The sequence below is a fragment of the Micromonospora endophytica genome (assembly GCF_003236305.1).
Lineage (GTDB): Bacteria > Actinomycetota > Actinomycetes > Mycobacteriales > Micromonosporaceae > Micromonospora > Micromonospora endophytica.
The window spans coordinates 1-24,595 of the sequence record NZ_POTX01000070.1; the positions used below are offsets into that span (position 1 = coordinate 1).

Sequence of the window (24,595 nt, forward strand, 5' to 3'; positions counted from 1 at the left end):
GGGGCAGAGCGGCCACCACGATCAGGCCGAGCGCCACCGCCGTGGCCCCGACGAGTTGGCCGGGGCTGGCCAGGAAACCCTTGCGTCCGCTGTCGTCGGTGAAGACGAGCAGGCTGCCCAGCAGGTAGAGAATGGTCACCCCGACCAGGCCGGGCAACCGTAGCCACGGACGCAGCCGGCGGGCCGGAGAGAGGTACGTCTCGACGATCGCGATCGGCGCGCAGATAGTCAACGCCACGTGGTTGCCCAGGAAGCTGATCGCCTCTTGGGCGCTGATGCCCAGCACCGGCACCCGTGTGGCATCCGCCGCACTGATCTCGGCGAACTCGGTGTCGGCGAGGAAGTCGGGATTGAACAGCGACTGGTCGACCAGCCCCGCCTGGATCACCCCGAACCCCGCCGCGAGCAGCACGATCATGGGCCAGCCCCCGCCCGTACGCCGGGCCGCCTCCCGGATCAGGATCGCTGCGCCGCCGTACATCGGGGCCAGTACGACCACCACGAGCAGCATGTCCGTGCCGGCGAAACCGCCCCATGAGCATTCGGCCGCCCAGGGGGCGAGCAGCAGCAGCGCCACGACCGGAACGAGTCGTCGCACCAGTTTTTCCGGCTGGCCCGCCTGCGCGACGTCAGCCCCGTGTCCCCCGTGGAGTGTCATGGCTTGACTGTCCCGGTGGACGTGTGGGCGTCACCAGTGCCGTTGGTCAGGGTTGCTGACTGCTGGCTATCCGAAACGGTCGTGGTCGTCCAAGACCTCGGAGACCACGCGTTTGTGGGGGACGGCCAGCTCGGGAGCGCCGTCGAGGTGTTGCCGCACCATCAGCATGGCCTTCCACAACGCCCAGCCGCGGGCCCGCGCCCAGGTGCCGTCGTCCTGGCCGACGGCCTGCCGGAACGCCAGGCGGCTTTCGCCGGAGAACATCGTCCAGGCGATCACCAGGTCGCAGGCCGGGTCGCCCACCCCGCAGGTGCCGAAGTCGATCACCGCGCTCAGCTTGCCCGCGTCGACCAGCAGGTTCCCCACCGCGATGTCGCCGTGGAACCACACCGGTTCGCCCCGCCACCGCGCCGCCAGCGCCGCCTCCCAGACCGTACGAGCGCGTGCCACGTCCAGGTGACCGCCGAGGGTGGCCAGCAACTGCCGGGTCTGCTCGTCGTAGTGGTCCGGCGGCGCGCCCCGGTAGAAGCTGTGCTCCCCGGCCAGCGGCCCTCCACCGGGGTCACACGCCTGGAGCGCGCGGAGGAACCCGGCCACCGCGACCGCGAACTCCGGCAGGTCGTCGATGCGCCAGCGGTCGGCGGTCTCGCCGGGCAGCCAGTCGCGTACCGACCACGGAAAGGGATAGCCTTCGCCGGGCACGCCCAGGCCGAGAATCGGCGGTACGGCGACCGGCAGCTGCGGGGCCACCCGGGGAACCCACTCGTTCTCCTTGGCCACCGCCGGCACATACCCGGCAGCGGTGGGCAGGCGTACGGTCAGCTCGGTGCCCAGCCGGTAGGTGCGGTTGTCGTGGCCGTCCACCGGGACCGGCCGCACCGGCAGCCCGCTCCACTGCGGGAACTGGGCCGCGATCAGGCGTTCCACCAGCTCGGCGGTGATCCCGGCGCGGCCGTCGAGACCCGTCTCATCCTCAATGGTCGAAGCCATCTCCTGATCCTCGACGGGGACCGGTGCACCGGCAACCGGGTTATGCCGGGCCGATTTCGACACGGTCGGTGACCGTACGGTATGACGTACCCATGGATGCTGCGCTGCCCACGCTCGCCGCCGTCGGGACCGACCGGCCGCTGCTGACGTACCTCGACGGACGCACCGGCGAGCGGACCGAGCTGACCGCCGCCGAGCTGGGCGACTGGGCGGCGCGGGCCGCCGGGCTGCTGCGCGACGGGTGCGGGCTCGGCCCCGGCAGCCGGGTGGCGGTGCTGCTGCCGCCGCACTGGCGTACCGCTGCGGTTCTGCTCGGGGCCTGGTCGGTGGGGCTGGAAGTATCCTTCCGGCCGCGCGCCACCGCCGGGTTGTCGGTGCTGGAGCCGGGCGGAGATCGACCGTACGACGCGGTGCTGGTCACCCCGGAGCGGCTCGACGACTGGCTGGAGGACGTCCCCGACGGCCTGCACCGCTACTTGGTCGGCACCGGCCCGGAGCCGCTTGCCGAGGTGCCGATCGGCTGGCTCGACTGGTCGGTGGAGGTGCTGCGGCACGGTGCCGCCCCGGCCGATCGGCCCATGCTGTACGCCGCCGATCCGGCCACCCCGGACGGCACCAGCTACGCCGAGTGGGGCCAGGTGGCCAGGGAGATGGCCGAGCAGCTCGACCTGCGTGTCGGCGACCGCCTGCTTGTCGACGCCGCCGAGCACGACCAGCCGTTGAAGTGGCTGCTCGCCCCGCTGGCGGCCGGTGCCACGGTGGTGCTCGCCGCCAACCTGGACCCGGCGGTCCGCCACACCCTCGCCACCACCGAACAAATCACCCGCACCCTCTGAACCCTTAGATCTTGGCACTTCACGTTCAGCCGCCTGAACGTGAAGTGTCCAAGGTCTAGAAGGCGCGGCGATTGAGCCGCTGCACGCGGGCGGAGCAGGGCGCGCTGTGCTCCGCCGCCAGCACACACCGCCCGCCGCCGGGCAGCGACCGGTCACAGAAAACCCAATGGCGTACGCACTGCTCGTCCTCGGCCGACACGGTCACCCCGGCCGGCTCGACGCGCGCACTGAGCCGGGCCAACACCCGAGCCGCCGTACGCGCAAAGATCCGCGCCCGCACCAGATCCGGCACGCTGATCGGCAAATGAATCACCCACCGCCCAGACTCGTTCTGCACGATCTGACCACCCTTCCTCGGATCACCAGGGGTATGGAAGGGCGGCCTCCGGCACCGGTGCAGGCGACGAAGGCCGCCCCAGCCCCACCGCCGCAGCCACAATCGGCCGTACGACAGCAGGGGCGCGCGGGGGAAGCGCGCGAGAGTGGGCCAACCAGGCAACACAAGACCAGTACGAGGCGCCAACCGACCGCACAGCCCGCATCACCGAGAGTCACGCTACCGACACCTCTCACCTCTGTCAACGCTTGCTTACCTGTCGAATCTGGCTCCCGTCTTGGCTGCTGCTTCCCCGTCAGTTATTGCCGCTCTGTCAGGTGCTGATCGATACTGGGAGGGCCAACCGACCGCAAGGGGCCTCCACGTGCCAATTCCGCCGACCATGGATGAGTTGATCAAGGATCTGCTGAGGAGGATCGACGACGGCGAACTTCCGCGGGGTTCCCAGATCCCCTCCACCCAGCAGTTGTCCGATCACTACAACCTGTCGCTGTCGACCATCCATCGCGCGGTCGCCACCCTGCGGAAACAGGGTGTGCTGGTCGGCCGTCCCGGCCGGGGCGTCTTCGTCGCGGAGTGACGCGACCAGCGGCCAAATCTGCCAAACAATCACCCTCGCATGCGCGCGGAGCAGGTGGAGATCGCACCGATCGTGGAACGGCGAAAAGGGTCATCCCTGCAAGCGCGGGGTGCAGCAGGCCATGTAGACGTAGTCGTCGGCCATGGGATCACCCCCGCATGCGCGGGGAGCAGTTCGCGGCCGGAATGGTGCCGACCGCCGACGAGGGATCACCCCCGCACGCGCGGGGAGCAGCCCACCCCGGGGGTCAGCGGGGTCGCCCCGGCGGGATCACCCCCGCATGCGCGGGGAGCAGGGCCGGCTCACGCACTCGCATCCCGATCCCGCGGGATCACCCCCGCATGCGCGGGGAGCAGGGTGCGCCGAAAACCTGGCCGGCCGTGGTCGCGGGATCACCCCCGCATGCGCGGGGAGCAGCCGAGCGGCCAACGATTGCGGCGGCCGTCATCGGGATCACCCCCGCATGCGCGGGGAGCAGGCAGAGGCCGCAGGCCAGATCGCCACCTTCGATGGATCACCCCCGCATGCACGGGGAGCAGATCCGCATGAACGAAGAGCGCCTAGGCACCACGGGATCACCCCCGCATGCGCGGGGAGCAGGGCGCGGACATGTCGGTTGGGTTCGCCGCCGAGGGATCACCCCCGCATGCGCGGGGAGCAGATTGGCGAACCGTTCCGGATGTTCCTCTACCCAGGATCACCCCCGCATGCGCGGGGAGCAGGCCGGGTACGACGACGACGCCGTATGGCGTGAGGGATCACCCCCGCATGCGCGGGGAGCAGATCCGCACGCCGATGGGCGCGACGACCTTGCCCGGATCACCCCCGCATGCGCGGGGAGCAGTCCTGCCACGTCACCCCGTCCGGCTTGGTCACCGGATCACCCCCGCATGCGCGGGGAGCAGGGTGGACCGGCGACCGGCGGAGAAACCGACGTGGGATCACCCCCGCATGCGCGGGGAGCAGATCAAGGCCGGGGTCATCGTGCTGCACGAGCGGGGATCACCCCCGCATGCGCGGGGAGCAGTGATCGCCGAAGCGACCGAGCAGCACCACATCGGGATCACCCCCGCATGCGCGGGGAGCAGTCGGCGCGCTGGTCGCGGCGGAAGTCGGTGCCCGGATCACCCCCGCATGCGCGGGGAGCAGTGGGTAGTTGACAAGGTCGTCTCGTACTACGAGGGATCACCCCCGCATGCGCGGGGAGCAGAAGCGGCGCAAGCCGACCGGCCGTCTGTACGGAGGATCACCCCCGCATGCGCGGGGAGCAGTTCGTCGACACTCTCGGCCTCCTCTCGGGCGCGGGATCACCCCCGCATGCGCGGGGAGCAGGTCCACCAGCTTTACGACGCCGCCCGGTGTCCGGGATCACCCCCGCATGCGCGGGGAGCAGTCCGCTGCCGGTGCGGATCTGCCGGCGTACCAGGGATCACCCCCGCATGCGCGGGGAGCAGTCCCGCCGGGTCCACGCCGATCGACTCGGCCAGGGATCACCCCCGCATGCGCGGGGAGCAGCACGTCCACCCCTACGCCCAGGCGCTGCACAACGGATCACCCCCGCATGCGCGGGGAGCAGGCCGCATACAACTCGGGCGATGACGCCGTGGAGGGATCACCCCCGCATGCGCGGGGAGCAGGCCGCATACAACTCGGGCGATGACGCCGTGGAGGGATCACCCCCGCATGCGCGGGGAGCAGTTGGGCCGCAACGCGGACGGCACATGGTCGGCGGGATCACCCCCGCATGCGCGGGGAGCAGGCTGCGAGACGGCTCGGTATCAGTTTGCGAGAGGGATCACCCCCGCATGCGCGGGGAGCAGGGGTGGGGGCGACCGGACGAACCTTGATGGCAGGGATCACCCCCGCATGCGCGGGGAGCAGGATCTGCCCGAATCCGGTGCCGTCTACCATTCGGGATCACCCCCGCATGCGCGGGGAGCAGATCCGGGCGGCGAAGACACAGGCGAGGCGCTGGGGATCACCCCCGCATGCGCGGGGAGCAGGCCGACATCGACGCCGACCCCAAGTGGGTCGAGGGATCACCCCCGCATGCGCGGGGAGCAGGGCGAGCCGGTAGACGTCGCAGTCCCCGCCGTAGGATCACCCCCGCATGCGCGGGGAGCAGCGGGATCAGCTGATCGGGTCGTAGCCGAGCTGCGGATCACCCCCGCATGCGCGGGGAGCAGGGGGCTACGCCGCCCGGTCCGCTCGGAGTCCTGGGATCACCCCCGCATGCGCGGGGAGCAGTACCAGCGCCGGTGGGCGGAGAACATCGGCAACGGATCACCCCCGCATGCGCGGGGAGCAGCGCTCGGATTGCTCGGCGGTCGCAGCCCGCGGGGGATCACCCCCGCATGCGCGGGGAGCAGGGCCTCGGCGGTGTCCGACGACCAGCAGCGGCGGGATCACCCCCGCATGCGCGGGGAGCAGCAACTCGAACGGCACTGTTCTGCACGCCAACAGGGATCACCCCCGCATGCGCGGGGAGCAGGACGCGCAGCTGCCGAGCCAGGCGGGGTGGCGGGGATCACCCCCGCATGCGCGGGGAGCAGGCGGCCGGGCTGGCTGGCGGGCGGTGCTCGGCGGGATCACCCCCGCATGCGCGGGGAGCAGGGGTATTGCTCGGTCGGCGAACTGCGGGAGCACGGATCACCCCCGCATGCGCGGGGAGCAGGCCGCGTCGGAGATCGTCTCCCGGCCCAGCAGGGGATCACCCCCGCATGCGCGGGGAGCAGCATGGGCGACGACCATCTCCCGCGAACCCCCGGGGATCACCCCCGCATGCGCGGGGAGCAGGCTTCCTGACCTGGGGCGCTAGAGATCAACTTTCGCGTTTTCATTCACTAGGACCTTGGAGATCATCTTTGCGGCTCTCCGGGGGCAGTGGCTTTGCTGTGCTTCGTTGGTCGGGCCAGCGTACCGGTTGGACTCAGGCTCGCGGCTGAGGTTGGGACGGTGGGCGAATGTGCTTGGGGCGGACGGATCGGAAGAGTTTTCGGATGGCCGTGTCTGGCGTACGCGATTGTCGTTCATGACGGTGTAGTGCGCTGGTGCGGTTCCGTAGCGGCGCGGTCGTTGGAGTGGGAGTGGGCGGCGAGTGTCGTACCCCTTTGGTTTGGTTCCTTCCGTGACTGACCAACATGGTCTGAGCGAGCGTGCCCGCCTCGTCTGGGGAAAGACGAACCGTGATCGTGGCTTCTGGCTGCCGCTTTATCGGCATCTTGCCGACAGTGCCGACGTGGCCGGGCTGCTGTGGGATGTGTGGCTGCCGGCTGCGGTCCGCACGCGCATCGCGGCGGCGTTGCCCGGCGGGGCTGATGACGGGCGTCGGCTGGTGTGCTGGCTCGCCGGCATCCATGACATCGGCAAGGCCACCCCGGCCTTCGCCTGGCAGGTGAAGCATCTGCGGGTGGCCATGGCGGATGCCGGCTTCGACTTTGACCAGCAGGTCGAGACCAATCGGCTCTGCGCGCCGCACGGGCCGGCCGGGCATCTGGCCCTCATCGACTGGTTGACCGCCGCGCACGGTTGGTCCCGTAGCCAGGCCGGGGCGTACGCCGTGGTGGTCGGCGGTCATCACGGGGTGCCGCCTACCGACGCGGATCTCCTGTGCATCCGCGATCGGCCATACCTGCTCGGGGTCGACGGGCACTGGCCGGAGGTGCGCGCTGAGCTGCTGCGCTGGATGAGCCAGCGCACCGACACCACCGACCGACTGCCGGCCTGGCGAGAGGTGGCGCTGCCGCAACCGGTGCAGGTGCTGCTCACCGCGATCGTGATCGTCGCTGACTGGATCGCCAGCAACGACGACTATTTTCCATACGGCTACCGCCAGGAGGACGCGCCCGATCGGCTGGCTCGGGCGTGGGAGGAGTTGGATCTGCCCATTCCCTGGCGTCCCGTCGGTGTCGAGGGTCTCGACACCGGTGACCTATTTGCCCGGCGCTTCGAGATGCCGGCCGGCGCCCAGCCTTATCCGGTGCAGGTGGCGGTGGTGGAGCAGGCCCGCACCATGCCGCTTCCAGGGCTGCTGATCGTCGAGGCGCCGATGGGTGAGGGCAAGACCGAGGCTGCCCTTGCGGCGGTGGAGATCCTCGCCCGGCGCAGCGGCGCGGGCGGGTGCTTCCTGGCGCTTCCCACCCGGGCGACCGGTGACGCGATGTTCAGCCGGGTCCTGACCTGGCTCAGTCGCCTGCCCGACGCCGACCGCGATCGGGGTGCTCGGGACGCGGCTCTGGCCCACGGCAAGGCGATGCTCAACGACGAATACTCCCGCCTCTATCGGGGTGGCCTGCCGAGCGCGATCGCCGAGGACGAGGGCGGAACGGAGACCGCCGTGCACGGCTGGTTGGCCGGGCGGAAGCGGAAGATGCTCACCAGTTTCGTCGTCGGCACCGTCGACCAGTTGCTCTTTGCCGCGTTGCAGGCCCGGCACGTGGCTTTGCGGCATCTCGGCCTGGCCGGCAAGGTGGTCGTCATCGACGAGGCCCACGCCTACGACGTCTACATGAGCCGTTACCTTGACCGGGCGTTGGAGTGGCTGGCCGCGCACGGCGTGCCGGTGGTCATTCTCTCCGCGACCCTGCCGGCCGCTCGGCGGGCGGGCATGATGCGGGCGTACGACGATGGCCGGCTCGGTGTGCGACGTGCCGCCAGCCGCCCTCGGCGCTGGTCGCGCGACGGTGGCCGGGACACCACTGCGGACAGTTACCAGTCGCTCCTCGATGACTTGCGCTATCCCCTGCTGAGCGTCTCGGGCGTCGATCGGCAGCCGGTGACGGTGGAGTGCGCGGCATCGGGCCGCAGCCTCGACGTGCGGCTCGAACGAGTGGACGACGACCTCGGCGGCCTCGCGGCCAGACTGCGGGCCGAGCTAGTCGACGGCGGCTGTGTCCTGGTCATCCGCAACACCGTCGCGCGGGTCCTGGAGGCCGCCGCCGAGCTGCGTAAACACCTCGGCCCAGAGGTTGCCGTGACGGTCGCGCACTCCCGTTTCATGGCCGCCGACCGGGCGGTCAAGGATGCCTGGCTGCGCGACACCTTCGGTTCTCCGGCGCATCTGGCCAAGTTGGGGCGGAGCCGGCCTGCCTGCCACGTCGTGGTGGCCAGCCAGGTGGCGGAGCAGTCGCTCGACATCGACTTCGACCTGCTGGTGACCGATCTCGCGCCGGTCGATCTGATTCTGCAACGGGTCGGGCGCCTGCACCGGCACCAGCGCAGCGGCCGGCCCGCCCGGCTGGTGCGGCCGAGATGCCTGCTGACCGGCGCGGACTGGTCGACCGAGCCACCGACTCCGGTGGACGGGTCGACCAGGGTCTACGAGCGGTTCACGCTGTTGCGGGCGGCGGCCGTCCTGCTGCCGCAGATCGACGGCAACGCTCATCTGCGCCTGCCGCAGGGGATCGCGCCCCTGGTGCAGGCCGCGTACGGCACCGAACCGGTCGGCCCCGAATCGTGGCACCCCGTGGTCGCCGAGGCGGCGGTCACGGCGCAGCGGCACGAGGAAGCTGCGGGTGAACGAGCGAAGACCTTCCGGATCGGGGCGGTGCGGCAGCCGGGGACATCCCTGGTGGGCTGGCTCAACGCCAGTGTCGGAGACACCGAGACCGCCGGCGGCAACGAGCGGCGGGGGCGGGCCCACGTTCGTGACGACAGCGCCGAGGCGCTGGAGGTGCTGATTCTCGTACGCCGGGGCGATGAGTTGGTGACGCCGCCCTGGCTCGACGAGGGTGGGGGTGTGGTGGTGCCCACCGACTTCGCACCGTCGAGAAAGGTCGCCCGCACGATGCTCCGGTGTGCGCTGCCGCTGCCGAGGGCGATCACCGCCAACGGAGGCATCGACCGGATCATCGCTGAGTTGGAAAGCCGGAATGCCTTCGCCGCCTGGGAGAAGGACGCGATGCTCGGCGGTGAGCTGATCCTCGACCTGGACGAGCAGGGGCGGAGCCGTCTCACTGACTTCGCTTTGACCTATGACCAGTTCAGCGGCCTACGGGTGGAGCGAGTCGACAGGAGACCGGGCTGACCGCTGGCTGTCCGATAGTGGACAGCCAGCGATGCCTCCCGGCCCCTCTGCCGCCAGTGGGCCCTGCCGACCTGAGGAAACCCTGCCTGCGCAGGGAACATCGTAAATATGGGTAGCGACAGTGGATCACCCCGCAGTGCGCGGGAGTGGGCTAATGTTCCTGCTCGATTCTATTGGTAGAGACAGGTTGTGCCCGACGGAGTGGTGGGAGAGACCTCACATGCTGGATGCCGTTGCCTCCTTCTCGCTGATCAGGCAACCGTGGATCCCCGTGCTCGACCTGGCCGGCCGTCGTCGCCTGGTCTCCCTGGCCGAGTTGTTCACCCAGGCGGCTGAGCTACGGGCCGTCGCCGGTGAGCTGCCGACCCAGACGGCGGCGATTCTCCGGCTGCTCCTCGCGATCCTGCACCGAGGGGTCAACGGTCCAGAGGACGAGCGCGCCTGGCGCACCCTCTGGCAGCGGGCCGATCTGCCGGCCGCCGACATCGTCGGCTACCTCGACGACTACCAGGACCGCTTTGACCTGCTGCACCCGGTAACGCCGTTCTACCAGGTGGCAGACCTGCACACCGAGGCCGGCGGGGTGTTCGGCCTGGAACGACTCATCGCCGACGTGCCCAACAATGCGCCCTACCTGACCACCCGGCTCGGGCCCGGCCTGGAGCGGCTCACCCCGGCCGAGGCGGCCGTCTGGCTGGTGCACTGCCAGGCGTACGACACCTCGGGCATCAAGTCCGGTGCGGTCGGCGACACGCGGGTCAAGGGCGGTAAGGGATACCCGATCGGCCCCGCCTCCTGCGGGTCCCTCGGGCTGGTGCACCTCGAAGGCCGGACGCTGCGGGACACCCTGCTGCTCAACCTGGTCACCCTCGACAGTGACTATCTGCGGCAGAATCCCGAGCGCGACGCTCCGGTCTGGGAACGTGACCCGCACGGCCCGGCCGAAGAAGAGGAGCGCGACCGCGGCCCGCACGGCGTGCTCAACATCTACACCTGGCAGTCCCGGCGGATCAGGCTCTTCGGTGACGACAGTGGGATCACCAGCGCCATGATCGCCAACGGTGACCGCATCACCTGGGTCAACCGTCAGCACCAGGAGCCGATGAGCGGCTGGCGGCGCAGCGCCAACCAGGAAAAGAAGCTCGGCCTGCCCACCGTCTACCTGCCGGGGCTGCACGACCACACCCGGGCGTTGTGGCGCGGGTTGGCCAGTCTGCTGCCCACCGCAGCCGAGAAGCCCGGTGCCGACGCCCCGACGCGGCGGCCACCGGCGATCAGCCAGTGGCTGGCCCGACTACGGATGCAAGGGCTGATCGACGACGGTTACCGGGTCACCACCCGCGCGGTCGGTGTCGTCTATGGCAATCAGATGTCCGTCGTGGATGAGGTCTACCACGACTCGCTGACCATGACGGTGCAGGTCTTCGATCCGGCCAGCCCGCTCGCCACCACCATCGTCGACAGCGCGGCCGATGCCGAGGCCGCCGTCAAGGCCCTGCGAGGGCTCGCCGCCAACCTCTGCCGGGCCGCAGGCGGCTGGGGCGATCGGCCCGAGGATCCACCAGCCGCTGCGGCAAACCGGGCCGCCGAAACCGCCTACGCCAAGCTGGACATCCTCTTCCGAAATTGGCTCGGTGGGCTGGGCCCAAGCGACGATCCGGCGCAGGCCCGCGTCCACTGGCAGCAGCAGGCAGCGCAGTGCGTGCGCCGGCTCGGCGGCGACCTGGTCGACGCGGCCGGCCCGCATGCCTGGGCCGGCCGCTACCTCGACCAGGAGAAGAAGAACTATCTGAGCAGCGCTCGGGCGGACATGTTCTTTCGCAACGCCCTGCGCCGGGCGCTGCCGCTAGCCACCGCTCCCGAGACCCCGCCCGTCCCCCAGGAGGTGCCGGCGTGACCGACACGATCCCAGCCGATCAAGACACCCCAACCCCCACCCGTAACCGGAGCGCCCGCCGCCGCGGATCCTTCGGCGGCTACGTCGCCACCAAGGTCGCGGTGTTGCAGGACGGCTACCTGCGGGAGGAGAGCTTTGCCATTGCCGCCTTGGCCCGGCTACGGGCCGGGCTCGGCCGCGAACCCGGCGAGGACTTCGCCATCCTGGCCCAGACCCAGGTGAACAAAGATCACCTGGAGCACTGGCTCGGCGGCGAGCCCACGCACACCGAGCGGGCCATGCATACCGCGCTCACGCTCTACGCGGTGCACCAGCAATCCATCCGCGACCGAGCGATGCACGAGGACGGACGAGGTCTCGGTGCGGCGGTCAACCTGCTGACCAGCAAGGCGGCCAGCGCCGAAGCGGTCCGCCGCCGGTTCGCCGCCCTCGGCACCGCCACCAGCTACAGCCCGGTAACCACGCACCTACGCAGCCTGATCCGGCTCCTGCGTGACCACCGGATCCCGCTCGACTACGGCGTGCTCGCCGAGGACCTGGTCAAGTTGCAGAAGCCGTGGGGTCCGTCCGAGGTACGTGGCCTGTGGGGCCGGGACTTCTACCGCCAGCCCGAGCCCGGCGAGCGCCCGGAGGGCAACGCAACAGACCCGAACATCGAATCCGCGCCCGCCGACGCCACCTCCGAGGAGTGACCATGACCCGCACCATCCTGGACGTGCACATCCTGCACACCGTGCCGCCGAGCAACATTAACCGCGACGATTCCGGCTCGCCGAAGACCGCCATCTACGGTGGCGTACGCCGAGCCCGCGTCTCTTCCCAGTCCTGGAAGCGCGCGGTCCGGCTGGCGTTCCGCCGCACCCTCGACGACTCGCAGCTCGGTGAGCGTACCAAGCGTATCGGCGAAGCCATCGCTGCCCGGATCGCCGACCTCGACCCGGAGCTGAAGGACAAGGCGTCCGCCCTCGCCGCCGAGGTGCTCAAGGCTTCGGGCCTGGTGAAGAAGGAGGCCGCAGCAAAAAAGGAGGCGGCGAAGAAGGGCAAGGAATCGGCGCAGAGCGGCGACATCGAGTCCACCTACCTGCTCTTTCTCAGCCACCGGCAGCAGGAGAATCTCGCGCGGGCCGCGATCGAAGCGGAGCGGGCTGGCGCGAAACTCGACACCAAGCAACTCCAGAAACTGGCCGACACCGACCACTCCATCGACATCGCCATGTTCGGCCGGATGCTCGCAGACGTGCCCGATCTCAACGTCGACGCGGCCGTCCAGGTCGCCCACGCCCTGAGCGTGCACGCCGTCGACAACGAGTTCGACTACTACACCGCAGTCGACGACCGCAAACACGACAACCAGGAGACCGGTGCCGGCATGATCGGCACCGTCGAGTTCAACTCCTCCACCCTCTACCGGTACGCTGCCATCGACGTCGACCGGCTGCACGACACCCTCGGCGACGCCGCAGCCACCCAACAGGCCGTGGAAGCGTTCCTGCGCGCCTTTACCACCAGCATGCCGTCCGGCAAGCGGAACACCTTCGCCAACGGCACCCGGCCCGACGCCGTCCTGGTGCAGCTACGCGACACCCAGCCCATCAACCTGATCGGGGCCTTCGAGGAGCCCGTCCAGGAGCGCCAGTTCGGCGACCGCTCCGGCGTGGTCGCTGCCGCAGCCGAAAAGCTCGCCGAGCATGCCGGCGACATCGAGCAGGCGTACGGTGACCCGGCCGTCGCCACCTGGGTCACCCACGTTGGTTCCCGCACCGCGGCCCTGGCACCCCTCGGCGAGGTCATGCCCCTGCCAGAGTTGGTCTCCGCTGTCGGGACGAGGGTCGCCGACCGCCTCGGCGGCACGCCGGCATGAGCGTCCTGCTGCTGCGGCTGGCTGGCCCGCTCCAGTCATGGGGTGCGACCAGCCGCTTCACCCAGCGACACACCGAGATGGCACCCACCAAGAGCGGTGTCATCGGTCTGCTCGCCGCAGCTCAGGGGTTGCGGCGCACCGATCCGCTCACCGAGCTGCTCGGCCTCGAATTCGGGGTTCGCATCGACCAGCCCGGTCAGCTTCTGCGTGACTTCCAGGTCGCCCGCACTCTCGACGGCTCCGCCAGCATGCCGTTGACCAACCGCTACTACCTCTCCGACGCGGTGTTCCTTGCCGCGATCGGCGGCGACCGGGAGCTGCTCGTCGGCCTGCACGAGGCGGTGCGCCGGCCGAAGTTCCCGCTCTACCTGGGTCGCCGATCCTGCCCACCGGTCGCGCCGGTGACCCTCGGCGTGCAGCCCGGCACCGTCACCGACGTGCTCGGCGACTGGCCGTGGCAGGCCGCTAAACACCTGTGTAAGCGCGCCGAGCTGACCGTGCCGCTGGAGATACTCAGTGACGCCCCGCCCGGAGCCGAGGTCAGCGAGACCCTCCCCGACCAACCGATCAGCTTCGACCCTGCCCACCGGCAGTACGGGTGGCGGGCGGTCGTGCGTACCAGGGTCGTCGTGCCCAACCCCGACGGCCGTGCTCCTGTCGCCGCCACGTCCCCCGGCGGCGTGCCACCGGCCGACCACGATCCCATGTCGGTGCTGTAAGGATGACGATGCATCTCACCCGATTCCTCGTGAACACCGCCCGGCGCGGCGCACGCAAGCTGCTCGCCTCACCGCAGGCGATGCATGCCGCCGTGCTCTCCGGCTTCCCTCGCCCCGAGGACCACACCCGCGACGACGCGCGTACCCTGTGGCGCCTCGACCAGCAGCAGAATCGTCAGGTCGTGCTCTACATCGTCAGCCCGACCGCACCCGACCTGACCCATCTCGTCGAGCAGGCCGGCTGGCCGACCAGCACCGAAGGCTGGCAGAGCCGCCCCTACGACCGTCTGCTCGGCTCCCTCGACAAGGGGCAACAGTGGGCGTTCCGGCTCACTGCCAATCCCAGTCGGACCGGGCGCAAGACAGACACCTCCCCGAGTAGCCAACGATTCGGGCACGTCACCGCCGCGCAGCAGACCGAGTGGCTGACCAGCCGTGCGGAACGCAACGGGTTCACCATTGCCAGCCAGGGCGACGGGGAGCTGAACCTTGTCACCTACAACCGTCAGGTGCACCGTTTCAACCGCAACGGAAGCAAAGGCCCGGTCACCCTGGTCACGGCCAGCTATGACGGGGTTCTCGAAGTCACCGATCCGGCGCTCCTTCGGGGCGTACTCACCCGGGGCATCGGGCACGCCCGCGCGTACGGCTGTGGGTTGCTGACCCTCGCCCCGGTGCAGGGCGGGTCGTGAAGATCCCTGGCGTGCCGCCGGCCGAGCTGTCGGAGCTCAACCGCGCGCAGGACCGGATCAGCTTCGTCTACCTCGAACGCTGTGTCATCCACCGGGACAGCAACGCCATCACCGCCACCGACGAGAAGGGGGTCGTGCACATTCCGGCGGCCACCCTCGGCGTTCTCATGCTCGGCCCCGGCACCAGCATCACCCAGCAGGCGATGATGCTGATCGCAGACAACGGCGCCACCGTGGTCTGGGTCGGAGAGCACGGCGTCCGGTACTACGCCCATGGCCGTACGCTGGCTCGCTCCAGCCGGCTCCTCGTTGCCCAGGCCGCCGCCGTGTCGCACCGCGACAGACGGCTCCAGGTGGCTCGGGCGATGTACCGAATGCGCTTCCCCGGCGAGGACACCAACAGCCTCACCATGCAACAACTACGGGGAAAGGAAGGCGCGCGGGTGCGCCGCTGCTACCGTGAGCATGCCCTCCGCACCGGCGTTGCCTGGAACAACCGCGAATACGACCCGGACGACTTCAGCGGAAGTGACCCGGTCAACCAGGCGCTATCGGCAGCCCACGCATGCCTGTATGGCGTCGTACACGCAGTCATCGTTGCCATCGGCGCCGCACCCGGGCTCGGCTTCGTGCACACCGGTCACGAACGATCCTTCGTCTACGACATCGCCGACCTCTACAAGGCCGAGATCACCATTCCGGTGGCATTCGACATCGCCGCCACCGACTCGACCGACATCGGCACCGACACCCGCCGAGCCATCCGCGACCGCGTCCACGACGGCGCACTCCTCGACCGCTGCGTACGCGACATCAGAAGTCTCCTGCTCACCAGCAGCGCCTCCGGGCCTATCGACCAGGCGTGGCTTGACGAGGAGGCTGGTAGCGACTCCGTACGCCTCTGGGACGAAAGCGGCTATGAGCTGACTGGCGGCCGAAACTACAGCGGGGACGTCGACTTCTGATGACCGTCATCATCCTCACCGCATGCCCAGAGGGCCTACGCGGCCACCTCACGCAGTGGCTACTGGAGATTTCCGCCGGCGTCTACGTCGGACACGTCAACACGAGGATCCGTCAGCGCCTGTGGACCAAGGTCGTGGAGATGGCCGGCCCCGGACGGGCGCTACTGGTCTATCAGCAGCCAGGCGAGCAACGCCTCTCCTTCGAGGTGCACGACCACCACTGGCAGCCCATCGACCTCGACGGCATCACCCTGATGCGCCGACCGACCGAGCGAAGGACCTACAACCCGGCGACATCTCAAGGCTGGAGCAAGGCATCAAAGCGCCGCCGATTCGGCCGAAAGTCGACAGCAGGCCCCGACAGCTCAGCAACGAGCCCCAAACAAAGTGAAGAAAAATCCCAGATTTGATCTTTAGCGCCCCAGCTCAACAAGCCTGCTCCCCGCGTACGCGGGGGTGATCCCTCGGTGGACCTGTCGGGCTGGGTGACGTCGGTCTGCTCCCCGCGTACGCGGGGGTGATCCCAGGCGTTCCCCGTGAGGCAGTAGGGCAGTAGCCTGCTCCCCGCGTACGCGGGGGTGATCCCGACCACCGAAGTTGGTCGCCGGACGCCCAGACCTGCTCCCCGCGTACGCGGGGGTGATCCGGAAGGCTGAACATGCTGGTGATCGCGGTAGTACTGCTCCCCGCGTACGCGGGGGTGATCCTTTGGTTCCTGTCACGGGAGATACGACATGGCTCTGCTCCCCGCGTACGCGGGGGTGATCCGCCATGGTTGAGACTGCCGCGCGTTCTACTCACCTGCTCCCCGCGTACGCGGGGGTGATCCGCCGGTCGCCTTCACCGGGCGGTGGGAGACCCTCTGCTCCCCGCGTACGCGGGGGTGATCCGGTGGCGTAATGGCGACGGTCGTGCACGAGATCCTGCTCCCCGCGTCCCTGATCTTGGCCGGGATCAGGTTGGTCAACTGCTCCCCGCGTACGCGGGGGTGATCCGGCTGCGGACCTTTGTAACGCAGCCGGGTGAGCCTGCTCCCCGCGTACGCGGGGGTGATCCCCGGTGCACGTCCATCACGCGGCCTCGGCCTCGCTGCTCCCCGCGTACGCGGGGGTGATCCTGGACGTGGATCGACGCCGGTGGCCGGCTGTGGCTGCTCCCCGCGTACGCGGGGGTGATCCCGACGACACGCCGTACGCGGCGCTGACCGTCACCTGCTCCCCGCGTACGCGGGGGTGATCCCAGCACGGAGGGCGCGGCGGTCGGGGCCGTCGACTGCTCCCCGCGTACGCGGGGGTGATCCGGCGTCGGTGCGCAGCCGGATCGGCTGAGGTGGATACGGACGGAGGCTGACAGCCGTGACCGAGCGTGGGCTGTCTTGATCGTTAACAGCGGGCGAACAGGCCCAGGCAGCGGATGGTGTGCCCACTCACCGGCGGCGATCCAGCCCGCCTCACCCGTGCCGAGCAGGGCAAGCTGATCGACTCCCGAGGGCGCGCACCCAGTGCTCGCGCATGCCGACTCACAGTTCCGTTCGGGAGTTGTCGCGCGAGGGCTGCGTCAAGCGGCGGCGGGCCCCTGGTCCTGCTTGAGCGGGGGTCTTCCGCCCCTGCTGATCTTCCCTACGCGACCGGCAGCAGTATTCCTGGGTGCCAGCTGCGACACGCGCTGCGGGGAAATGCCGAGAAGAGCGCCCACGTCGCGGACTGTGTAGCCCTCGGCGAGTAGTGCGCGTGCGGCCGTGACTGTCGCCTCCTCGGCCGACTCCTCAGCTTTCCGCAGGGCGCTGCGTGCCTTGCGGGCGCGGGCCACCTCTTGCGGCAGATCGGGCTGCACCTCGATATCGAAACTGTGCGGGTCAACGTCGAGCATGAGGGCAATGGCTTCACGCGCCATCTCTTCGACCTGGTCGAGCCGGCGAGCTTGGGAAAACACGCCTTTGATCTCCGGCACGGTAATCGCCCACCAGGAGCCCGAGCGTACGCATCGGACGGTGTACTTCATCTGCGATGGCCCCCTCTCACCTCAAGCCCAGGCTGCGCAGGATACCCCGCGCGGTAAGTTCGTTGATCTCCTTGTGTCGGGGTATTACCACGTTCTGCGAGCCGTACCTGTAGATCGTGTGGCTGCCGCCCTCGCGGACCTTCTCGAAGCTCAGGCCAGCATCAGCAGCCGCTTTGCCGATCCTGTTGATGAGGTCAACTCGCTTCACGTTGCAAGTCTAGTCTACTAGATAGTTCAAGTAAAGCATCCTAGACGTTTCGGCAAGGGCGCGTGGCTCAGTCGACGGTGGGGAGGGGTGGGCCGAGGACGTCGTCGGCGTCGATGATGGTGTACGCGTAGCCCTGTTCGGCGAGGAAGCGTTGGCGGTGGGCGGCGTACTCGGTGTCGATGGTGTCGCGGGAGACGACGGTGTAGAAGTGGGCTTGGCGGCCGTCGGCCTTGGGGCGGAGCACCCGGCCCAGGCGCTGCGCCTCCTCCTGGCGGGAGCCGAAGGTGCCGGAGACCTGGATCGCCACCGCCGCCTCGGGCAGGTCGATGGAGAAGTTTCCGACTTTCGAAATCACCAGGGTGCGGATCTCGCCGGAGCGGAACGCGTCGAAGAGGCGCTCGCGCTCCTTGTTGGTGGTGGAGCCTTCCACGATCGGGGCGTCCAGATATTCTCCGAGCTGGTGCAACTGGTCGATGTACGCGCCGATGACCAGCGTCTGCTCGTCCGGGTGCCGATCGACCAGCGCCTTGATCACCGGCAGCTTGGTGCGGGCGGTCGCCGCCATCCGGTACCGCTCCTCGGCCTCGGCGGTGGCGTACGACATTCGTTCGGCGTCGGTGAGGGTGACCCGGACCTCGGTGCACTGGGCTGGGGCGATCCAGCCCTGCGACTCGATGTCCTTCCAGGGCGCGTCGTACCGCTTCGGGCCGATCAGGCTGAACACGTCGCCCTCCCGGCCGTCCTCGCGGACCAGGGTGGCGGTCAGGCCCAGCCGGCGGCGGGCCTGGAGGTCCGCGGTGAAGCGGAAGATCGGCGCGGGCAGCAGGTGCACCTCGTCGTAGACGACCAGGCCCCAGTCGCGGGCCCCGAACAGGTCCAGGTGGGTGAAGGCGCCGCCGCGCCGCGAGGTGAGCACCTGGTACGTGGCGATGGTGACCGGCCGGATCTCCTTGCGCTCGCCGGAGTATTCGCCGATCTCCTCCTCGGTGAGCGAGGTGCGGGCGATCAGTTCCCGCTTCCACTGTCGACCGGCGACCGTGTTCGTCACCAGGATCAGCGTGGTCGCCTTCGCCTCGGCCATCGCCGCCGCGCCGACCAGCGTCTTGCCGGCGCCGCAGGGCAGCACCACCACGCCCGAGCCGCCGGCCCAGAACGCCTCCACGGCTTCCCGCTGGTACGACCGCAGCGTCCACGGCTTGCGACCGTCCTTACCCGCCTCGGCCAGCTCGATCGGGTGCGCCTCACCGTCGACGTACCCGGCCAGGTCCTCCGCCGGCCAGCCCAGCTTCAGCAGGGCCTGCTTGAGCCGACCCCGCTCGGACGGGTGCACCGCGATGGTGTCGTCGTCGAGTTTCGCGCCGAGCATCCCGGCCAGTTTCTTGCTCTTGGCCACCTCGACCAGCACCACCCGGTCCAGGGCGCGCAGGACCAGGCCGTGGGCCGGGTCGTTGGCGAGTTGGAGCCGGCCGTAGCGGTCCATGGTCTCGGCCACGTCGACGAGCAGGGCGTGCGGCACCGGGTAACGGGAGTATTTGATCAGCGTGTCCACCACGCCCTCGGCGTCGTGACCTGCGGCGCGGGCGTTCCACAGCCCGAGCGGAGTCAGCCGGTACGTGTGCACGTGTTCGGGGGAGCGTTCCAACTCGGCGAAGGGCGCGATCGCCATCCGGCAGGCCTGCGCGTCCGGGTGATCGATCTCCAACAACAGCGTCTTGTCCGACTGCACGATCAGGGGTCCACCGCTCACGCCGAATCCTCTCCTCCGTACGGCCGATCCGGCCGCCACGGCAGGTGCCTGACCTGCCTCAAAGCGACCATCCAGTGTTGCACGCCGGGAGCCGGTGGCAAGAAAGTCCATGTCCTACCGCAACCAACCCACTGCACCAGGCCGTCTAGCAGGAAGGGGGGTCGGTCGGCGTCGGTGCGTGCGCGTTCGACCGCGGTCGAACGGGCCAGGCGCGGGGGCCGTTCCCGTGACCGCGGACCAGCCAACGGGGGCGAGCGGCACGCCCCGACCCGACCGGCGACCCCCCCTCAGGCCGTTTCGCCACCACCGCATCCCGGGTATGAGCAGGACAAGATCAGTCGCGCGGGGTGCTGGCCGGTTGCCGCGCAGGGTGACACTCTTGTGACTGCACGTGCCGGACCGCATGGGGGAGGGCAGATGTCGGTCGACCAGGAAGTGCTAACCGAACGCGAGCAGGCTGAACCGGTCTCCACCGCGACAGTGATCGCGTACGCGATCTTCGGGGTCCTGCTCACCAGTTGGTTCCTCTTCATCTGGCTGGTGGTGCAGAAGGGTTTCGTCGACTCGGTCGGTGAGGTGGCGGGCATCGGGTTCGCGTTGCTGCTGCTCGTGGCGATCGTCGGGTCGGTACGACGCAACGGACGCTGACGCGGCTCGCCGGATCACTTCTCCAACACGGCGGCGGTGATCCGGTGCAGCGCGAAGGTGTGCAGCATCTCCGTTCGTTCGTCCTCGGCGCGCAGGTAGCCGGCACCGAGTGAGACCGGCCGCACCAGGCGCGACGCGGTCGCCCCGTGTGCGTCGACATAGCCGACCCAGACCAGCGCCTTGTCGCGTACCGCCTGTTGCAGCACGGCAAGCGCGTCGCTGTGACTGTGCGCGGGCACCGGCCCGGTCGGAGTCGCGCCGCGTACCGCCGCCGGCGCCCGCCGAGCCGCCCGCGCCGCCGCCTCGCCCCGCCGGATCTGCTCGACCACTCCGAGCAGGCGCGGCAGCGGCAGGCGCGGGCTCGCGAGCGGGTCGACCGCCCGCGCGGCCACCGACACCCGGGCCGGTGCCCGCCGGGCTTTCGGCCGGGTGAGCATCGCCGAACCGGTGGCGTCCTCGGCCACCGGCGCGTAGCCGGCGTCCCGCAGCACCCCCAGCATCCGACCGGCCTGGTACGCGGTGACGAGCACCGTCGGTGCGAGCCGGCGCAGCGCCAGCTCCGCCACCCGCCGGTCGGCCAGCACCTCGGCCAGCAGCGCCTCGTCGTCACTGCGCAGGTACGCCCCGGCGGAACCACCGCGCAGCCCACCGTGCTTGCGGGCCACGTCGTCGATGAGGTACGTCAACCCCTGCGGGACCGGCGTACGCGACCGTCGCCGGAACAGCGTGTGCAGGTCGTCCGCGGAGTGGCCGGCGTCCAGCGCCCGGCGCACACTGCCCGCGGTGACCCGGTGCACGCTCGCCCCACCTGCCGACTCGGGTTCGGCGACCACCTCCAGTTCGGCGGCGAGCGTGGGCTCCGGTGGCCCGGGCACCACCACGGTCAGGTCGGCCTGCACCAGGAAGTGATCCACCGGGGCGGGCAGCAGCGCGTCCAGCGCCCGGACCGCTGTGCCGGCCCCCGCGTCCTCGGCCCGCAGCCCGAGCGGGTCGTCGGTGTCCCGGTCCTCGGTCGCGGTGGCCTCGGCCAGCAGCAGCCGCCCGTACGAGGTGAGCGCCCCCAGTCCCGTCACGCCCAGCGTGGCCGCCTCGGCGAGCACCTCCCGGTGGGCCGCCTCCCGGCCCCGACTACGCCGGGGCGCCCGCCACTCCAGCAGCGCCTGCACCTCGTCGGCGGTGGGTGCGGTCGCCGGCTCCAACTCGGCGAGCACACCGAGCACCGCCCGCCGGGCGGCCGGCGCGCCGGCCCGCTCCGCCTCGGCGGAGAGCACAGTGATCGGTCGGTCCCGGTCGTCACGCTGGCCGATCAGCCCGGCCTGACGGGTCATGGTCAGCCACGCCCGCGCCAACTGCTCCCAGCGCTGGGCCAACGAACCGGCCCGCCACAGCTCGTACCCGCCGGTGGGCAGCACCTGCTGGTCTGCGCCGTACCGGGCGGCGGCACCGGGCAGCTCGACCTCACCGGCCAGCCCGGTCGCGTACGCCACCTCCAGCAGCAACGCGGCAGTCGACTCGTCCAGCCCGGTGCTGCGGGCCAGCCGCCGCAGGTCACGTACGCCGATGCCGCCCGAGCGCAGCACCGGTGCGGGCTCGGCGGCCAACTGTTCCAGCAGCGCCTCGGTGTGGCGTACCACCTCCATGGTCTGCCCGGCCCCGGCGGAGTCGGCGGCCTTCGGCTCCCGGCCGGGAGCGGCCACCGGCGGCGGGCTGGTGCGCAGCGGACCCAGCGGTCCGGTGTCGCGGCGCAGCAGCAGCCCGACCTCCCGGGGCAGCTCGACCACGCCCGTGCCGCCACCCTTGCCGCCGCTGACCTGCACCAGCAGCTTGTGGTCGACCAGCCAACGGACCGGGGAGCCGGTCGGTGCGCCGCCGTTGACCTCGTCCGGCGGCAGTCCGTCGTCGGCGCCGGCCGCCGGAGCCTGCAACGCGCCAGGGGGCACGCTGCCGACCGGTGGCCCGGCCGCGAGCCGGTCCAGGATCGCCCGCGCCGACGGGGGCGCGGTGAGCAGCGTCCGCCGCAGCTTCGCCGGGTCCGCGCAGAGCGCCGCCGTGCGCGGGTCCAGCTCCGCCGCGGGTCGACCCAGCCCGGCCGGGTACGGGGAGACCTCGTCGATGCCACCGATCAGCTGCAACTCGTGGTCGGGACCGTAGAGCAGGAGCCGGTCGCGGAGCCGGTCGACGGCGGCCCGGACGAATGTGGGTGCGGGCGGGTGTTGGCCGGCGGTGGCCATCGCGAGGACCCCGTCGACCGAGGTGGTGCCGTCGGCCGGGTCACGGGTCAACCGGGCGGCGTCCATGATCTGGAGGGTGAACTGGTCCAGCTCGTCCAGGGCACGCGACACCGAGACCCGGGACTGGGCCCGGATCGCGAGCGCGGTGATGTCGGCGGGTACCGGCACGACGAGGTCGGGCCGCAGTTGGAGCAGGGCGGCCAACGAGTCGTCGGGCAGCGACCGCAGGTGGTCGGCGAGTGAGGTGCTCATCGTCGTTCCACGCTAGCCCGCACCGGGGTGCTCCCGCCCATCGGACGACCGGGCCGGGTCGGACGGCCGGGTAGCTTTCCAGGATGTCCTCACTGACTGTCGGGTTCGATCTCGACATGACCCTGATCGACTCGCGGCCCGGCATCGCCGCGGCGTACCGGGCGCTCACCGAGCGGACCGGCGTTTCCGTGGACGCCGAGGCGGCGGTGTCCCGGCTCGGCCCGCCGCTGCGGGTGGAGATCGCCCGCTGGTTCCCACCCGAGCAGGTCGAGCAGGCGGTCCAGATCTACCGCGAGGTCTACCCGGCGTACGCGATCACCCCGAGCGTCCCGATGCCCGGCGCCCGGGAGGCGCTCGACGCGGTGCGGCAGCGGGGCGGCCGGGTGCTGGTGGTCACCTCGAAGATCGGCCGGCTGGCCCGGCTGCATCTGGACCACCTGGGGCTGGTGGTGGACGAGCTGGCCGGAGACCTGTTCGCCGCGGAGAAGGCGACGGCGTTACGCGCCCACGGCGCGACCCACTATGTCGGCGATCACGTGGCGGACATGGTGGCCGCCCAGGCGGCTGGCGTACCCGGAATCGCGGTGGCCACCGGGCCGTGCTCGACCGAGGAACTGCGGGCCGCCGGTGCGGCGGTGCTGCTGGCGGATCTCACCGGATTCCCGGCGGCGCTCGACGACGTGATCCGGCTAGCCTTGAGGCAGTAGACGGCTCAACACGAAGCAGAGGTTCTCAGGTGCCTACGGGTCGAGTGAAGTGGTACGACGCGGCCAAGGGATACGGGTTTGTCACCAGTGACGAGGGTGGCGACGTGTACCTGCCGAAGACCGCGCTACCGGCGGGTGTCACCGACCTCAAGGGCGGCCAGCGGATCGATTTCAGCGTGGTGGACAGCCGGCGGGGCACCCAGGCGATGGGTGTGAAGCTGCTGGACGCACCGCCCTCGGTGACGGAGCTGCGCCGCCGACCGGCCGAGGAGCTGCACGGCCTGGTCGAAGACATGATCAAGGTGCTGGAGGCGAAGGTCCAGCCCGATCTACGCCGGGGGCGGTTCCCGGATCGTAAGACCGCGCAGAAGGTCGCTCAGCTGGTCCACGCGGTCGCCCGCGAGCTGGAGGTCTGAGGCACCAGCCCGGCGTCGGCGGCCCGGCCGAGCAACGCCTCCACGGCGGCGAACCCCGACTGACCCAGGTCGGCGGTGTACTCGTTGACGTAGAGGCCGATGTGCCGGTCCACCACGTCGGGCTCCATCTCCTGGGCGTGCGCCAACACGTACTCCCGGCTGGCCGTCGGGTCGGCCCAGGCCCGCCGGACGGAGTCCCGGATCCACCCGGCGGCCTGCTCCGGGTCGACGACGCCGCGCCGGGCCAGGATGGCGCCGAGCGGGATCGGCAGACCGGTGTCCGCCTCCCACCACTCACCCAGGTCCACCAAAGCGGTGAGGCCGTGCCGGGGATAGGTGAACCGGGCCTCGTGGATCACCAGCCCGGCGTCGTAGCGGCCGGCGGCGACCCCGGGCATGATCTCGTGGAACGGCACCACCTCGATGCGCCCCGGCATCCGTCCCGCCGTCCAGAGCCGGAAGAGCAGGTACGCGGTGGTCCGGTCGCCGGGCACCGCGACGGTCGCCCCGCTCAGGTCGGCGCGATCCGGCCCGCCGGCGCGGTCGGCCCGGGTGAGCACCAGCGGCCCGCAGCCTCGTCCCAGCGCACCGCCACACGGCAGCAGGTGGTAGTCGTCAAGCAGCCACGGCAACGCCGCGTAACTCACCTTCACCAGGTCGAACGCCCCCCGCTCGGCGGCCGTGTTCGTCACGTCCACGTCGGCGTAGGTCACCTCGACCGGCGGCGCACCCGGCACCTGCCCGTGCACCAGTGCATGGAACACGAACGTGTCGTTCGGACAGGGCGAAATAGCCAGCGACACCACCACACCCCCACCGTAACCC

At 70.3% G+C, this 24,595-nt stretch carries 20 protein-coding genes, 1 pseudogene and 3 CRISPR repeat arrays; of the genes and pseudogenes, 13 read left to right on the forward strand and 8 right to left on the reverse strand.

Annotated elements, in window-relative coordinates:
- Both C1I93_RS12950 and C1I93_RS12955 read right to left on the reverse strand, forming a co-directional pair.
- A pseudogene (locus tag C1I93_RS12950) lies at window positions 1–658 on the reverse strand (hypothetical protein); the annotation flags it as partial.
- Between the two features lie 66 nt (window positions 659–724).
- Window positions 725–1,648 carry an aminoglycoside phosphotransferase family protein gene (locus C1I93_RS12955; RefSeq protein ID WP_111243514.1) on the reverse strand — a complete coding sequence of 308 codons (924 nt, stop codon included), beginning with the start codon at window positions 1,646–1,648 and terminating at the stop codon, window positions 725–727.
- Window positions 1,649–1,740: 92 nt separating this feature from the next.
- On the opposite strand from C1I93_RS12955, the gene C1I93_RS12960 reads away from it, so the two are divergent.
- Complete coding sequence (locus C1I93_RS12960; protein ID WP_111243515.1) at window positions 1,741–2,484, forward strand: TIGR03089 family protein; 744 nt, start codon at window positions 1,741–1,743, stop codon at window positions 2,482–2,484.
- A 55-nt stretch (window positions 2,485–2,539) separates the two neighbouring features.
- Here the strand turns inward: C1I93_RS12960 and C1I93_RS12965 are convergent, their stop codons facing one another.
- Entirely contained in the window at window positions 2,540–2,821 is a 282-nt protein-coding gene (locus C1I93_RS12965; protein WP_111243516.1) for a hypothetical protein, read from the reverse strand.
- A 364-nt stretch (window positions 2,822–3,185) separates the two neighbouring features.
- On the opposite strand from C1I93_RS12965, the gene C1I93_RS12970 reads away from it, so the two are divergent.
- From C1I93_RS12970 to cas2e, 9 genes are all read left to right on the forward strand, one after another.
- A complete protein-coding gene (locus C1I93_RS12970; RefSeq protein WP_181445151.1) occupies window positions 3,186–3,401 on the forward strand; it encodes a winged helix-turn-helix domain-containing protein in 216 nt (71 codons plus the stop codon).
- A 26-nt stretch (window positions 3,402–3,427) separates the two neighbouring features.
- A CRISPR array of direct repeats spans window positions 3,428–6,197; the repeat unit is 28 nt; unit sequence GGATCACCCCCGCATGCGCGGGGAGCAG.
- A 331-nt stretch (window positions 6,198–6,528) separates the two neighbouring features.
- The gene (gene cas3 / locus C1I93_RS12975; protein WP_111243518.1) at window positions 6,529–9,426 is read left to right on the forward strand and encodes a CRISPR-associated helicase Cas3'; all 2,898 of its coding nucleotides are present in this window, start codon (window positions 6,529–6,531) and stop codon (window positions 9,424–9,426) included.
- Window positions 9,427–9,646: 220 nt separating this feature from the next.
- A complete protein-coding gene (gene casA, locus C1I93_RS12980; protein WP_111243519.1) occupies window positions 9,647–11,323 on the forward strand; it encodes a type I-E CRISPR-associated protein Cse1/CasA in 1,677 nt (558 codons plus the stop codon).
- Window positions 11,320–12,015: a type I-E CRISPR-associated protein Cse2/CasB gene (gene casB, locus C1I93_RS12985; protein ID WP_223256721.1), complete on the forward strand. Its 696-nt coding sequence runs from the start codon at window positions 11,320–11,322 to the stop codon at window positions 12,013–12,015. Before casA ends, casB begins: the two co-directional genes overlap by 4 nt.
- Before the next feature lie 2 nt (window positions 12,016–12,017).
- Complete coding sequence (gene cas7e / locus C1I93_RS12990) at window positions 12,018–13,184, forward strand: type I-E CRISPR-associated protein Cas7/Cse4/CasC (protein ID WP_111243520.1); 1,167 nt, start codon at window positions 12,018–12,020, stop codon at window positions 13,182–13,184.
- A complete protein-coding gene (gene cas5e / locus C1I93_RS12995) occupies window positions 13,181–13,903 on the forward strand; it encodes a type I-E CRISPR-associated protein Cas5/CasD (RefSeq protein ID WP_111243521.1) in 723 nt (240 codons plus the stop codon). Before cas7e ends, cas5e begins: the two co-directional genes overlap by 4 nt.
- A gap of 8 nt (window positions 13,904–13,911) precedes the next feature.
- A complete protein-coding gene (cas6e, locus tag C1I93_RS13000; RefSeq protein ID WP_111243533.1) occupies window positions 13,912–14,595 on the forward strand; it encodes a type I-E CRISPR-associated protein Cas6/Cse3/CasE in 684 nt (227 codons plus the stop codon).
- Window positions 14,592–15,560: a type I-E CRISPR-associated endonuclease Cas1e gene (gene cas1e / locus C1I93_RS13005; protein ID WP_111243522.1), complete on the forward strand. Its 969-nt coding sequence runs from the start codon at window positions 14,592–14,594 to the stop codon at window positions 15,558–15,560. The genes cas6e and cas1e overlap by 4 nt, the downstream gene beginning before the upstream one ends.
- Window positions 15,560–15,970 (forward strand): type I-E CRISPR-associated endoribonuclease Cas2e, encoded by a 411-nt coding sequence (gene cas2e, locus C1I93_RS13010; RefSeq protein ID WP_111243523.1) that lies wholly within the window; start codon window positions 15,560–15,562, stop codon window positions 15,968–15,970. Before cas1e ends, cas2e begins: the two co-directional genes overlap by 1 nt.
- 25 nt (window positions 15,971–15,995) lie before the next feature.
- A CRISPR array of direct repeats spans window positions 15,996–16,451; the repeat unit is 28 nt; unit sequence CTGCTCCCCGCGTACGCGGGGGTGATCC.
- A 76-nt stretch (window positions 16,452–16,527) separates the two neighbouring features.
- Window positions 16,528–16,860: a CRISPR direct-repeat array (repeat unit 28 nt; unit sequence CTGCTCCCCGCGTACGCGGGGGTGATCC).
- 257 nt (window positions 16,861–17,117) lie between these two features.
- On the opposite strand, the gene C1I93_RS13015 is transcribed toward cas2e, so the two are convergent.
- The 3 genes from C1I93_RS13015 to C1I93_RS13025 all read right to left on the reverse strand — a co-directional run bounded on the left by C1I93_RS13015 (window position 17,118) and on the right by C1I93_RS13025 (window position 19,516).
- Window positions 17,118–17,561 carry a type II toxin-antitoxin system HicB family antitoxin gene (locus C1I93_RS13015; RefSeq protein ID WP_146603490.1) on the reverse strand — a complete coding sequence of 148 codons (444 nt, stop codon included), beginning with the start codon at window positions 17,559–17,561 and terminating at the stop codon, window positions 17,118–17,120.
- 16 nt (window positions 17,562–17,577) lie between these two features.
- On the reverse strand, window positions 17,578–17,769 hold the full coding sequence (locus C1I93_RS13020) for a type II toxin-antitoxin system HicA family toxin (RefSeq protein ID WP_111243525.1): 192 nt from the start codon (window positions 17,767–17,769) through the stop codon (window positions 17,578–17,580).
- Window positions 17,770–17,836: 67 nt separating this feature from the next.
- Window positions 17,837–19,516 (reverse strand): DNA repair helicase XPB, encoded by a 1,680-nt coding sequence (locus C1I93_RS13025; RefSeq protein WP_111243526.1) that lies wholly within the window; start codon window positions 19,514–19,516, stop codon window positions 17,837–17,839.
- A gap of 417 nt (window positions 19,517–19,933) precedes the next feature.
- On the opposite strand from C1I93_RS13025, the gene C1I93_RS13030 reads away from it, so the two are divergent.
- The gene (locus C1I93_RS13030; protein WP_111243527.1) at window positions 19,934–20,164 is read left to right on the forward strand and encodes a hypothetical protein; all 231 of its coding nucleotides are present in this window, start codon (window positions 19,934–19,936) and stop codon (window positions 20,162–20,164) included.
- A gap of 14 nt (window positions 20,165–20,178) precedes the next feature.
- Here C1I93_RS13030 and C1I93_RS13035 read toward each other — a convergent pair whose 3' ends face one another.
- Complete coding sequence (locus tag C1I93_RS13035) at window positions 20,179–22,647, reverse strand: helicase-associated domain-containing protein (protein WP_111243528.1); 2,469 nt, start codon at window positions 22,645–22,647, stop codon at window positions 20,179–20,181.
- 83 nt (window positions 22,648–22,730) lie between these two features.
- On the opposite strand from C1I93_RS13035, the gene C1I93_RS13040 reads away from it, so the two are divergent.
- Both C1I93_RS13040 and C1I93_RS13045 read left to right on the forward strand, forming a co-directional pair.
- Window positions 22,731–23,354 carry an HAD family hydrolase gene (locus C1I93_RS13040; protein ID WP_111243529.1) on the forward strand — a complete coding sequence of 208 codons (624 nt, stop codon included), beginning with the start codon at window positions 22,731–22,733 and terminating at the stop codon, window positions 23,352–23,354.
- Window positions 23,355–23,383: 29 nt separating this feature from the next.
- Window positions 23,384–23,770 carry a cold-shock protein gene (locus C1I93_RS13045; protein ID WP_111243530.1) on the forward strand — a complete coding sequence of 129 codons (387 nt, stop codon included), beginning with the start codon at window positions 23,384–23,386 and terminating at the stop codon, window positions 23,768–23,770.
- Here the strand turns inward: C1I93_RS13045 and C1I93_RS13050 are convergent.
- Window positions 23,731–24,579 carry a 1,4-dihydroxy-6-naphtoate synthase gene (locus C1I93_RS13050; protein WP_111243531.1) on the reverse strand — a complete coding sequence of 283 codons (849 nt, stop codon included), beginning with the start codon at window positions 24,577–24,579 and terminating at the stop codon, window positions 23,731–23,733. The genes C1I93_RS13045 and C1I93_RS13050 overlap by 40 nt on opposite strands.
- Window positions 24,580–24,595: the final 16 nt, after the last annotated feature.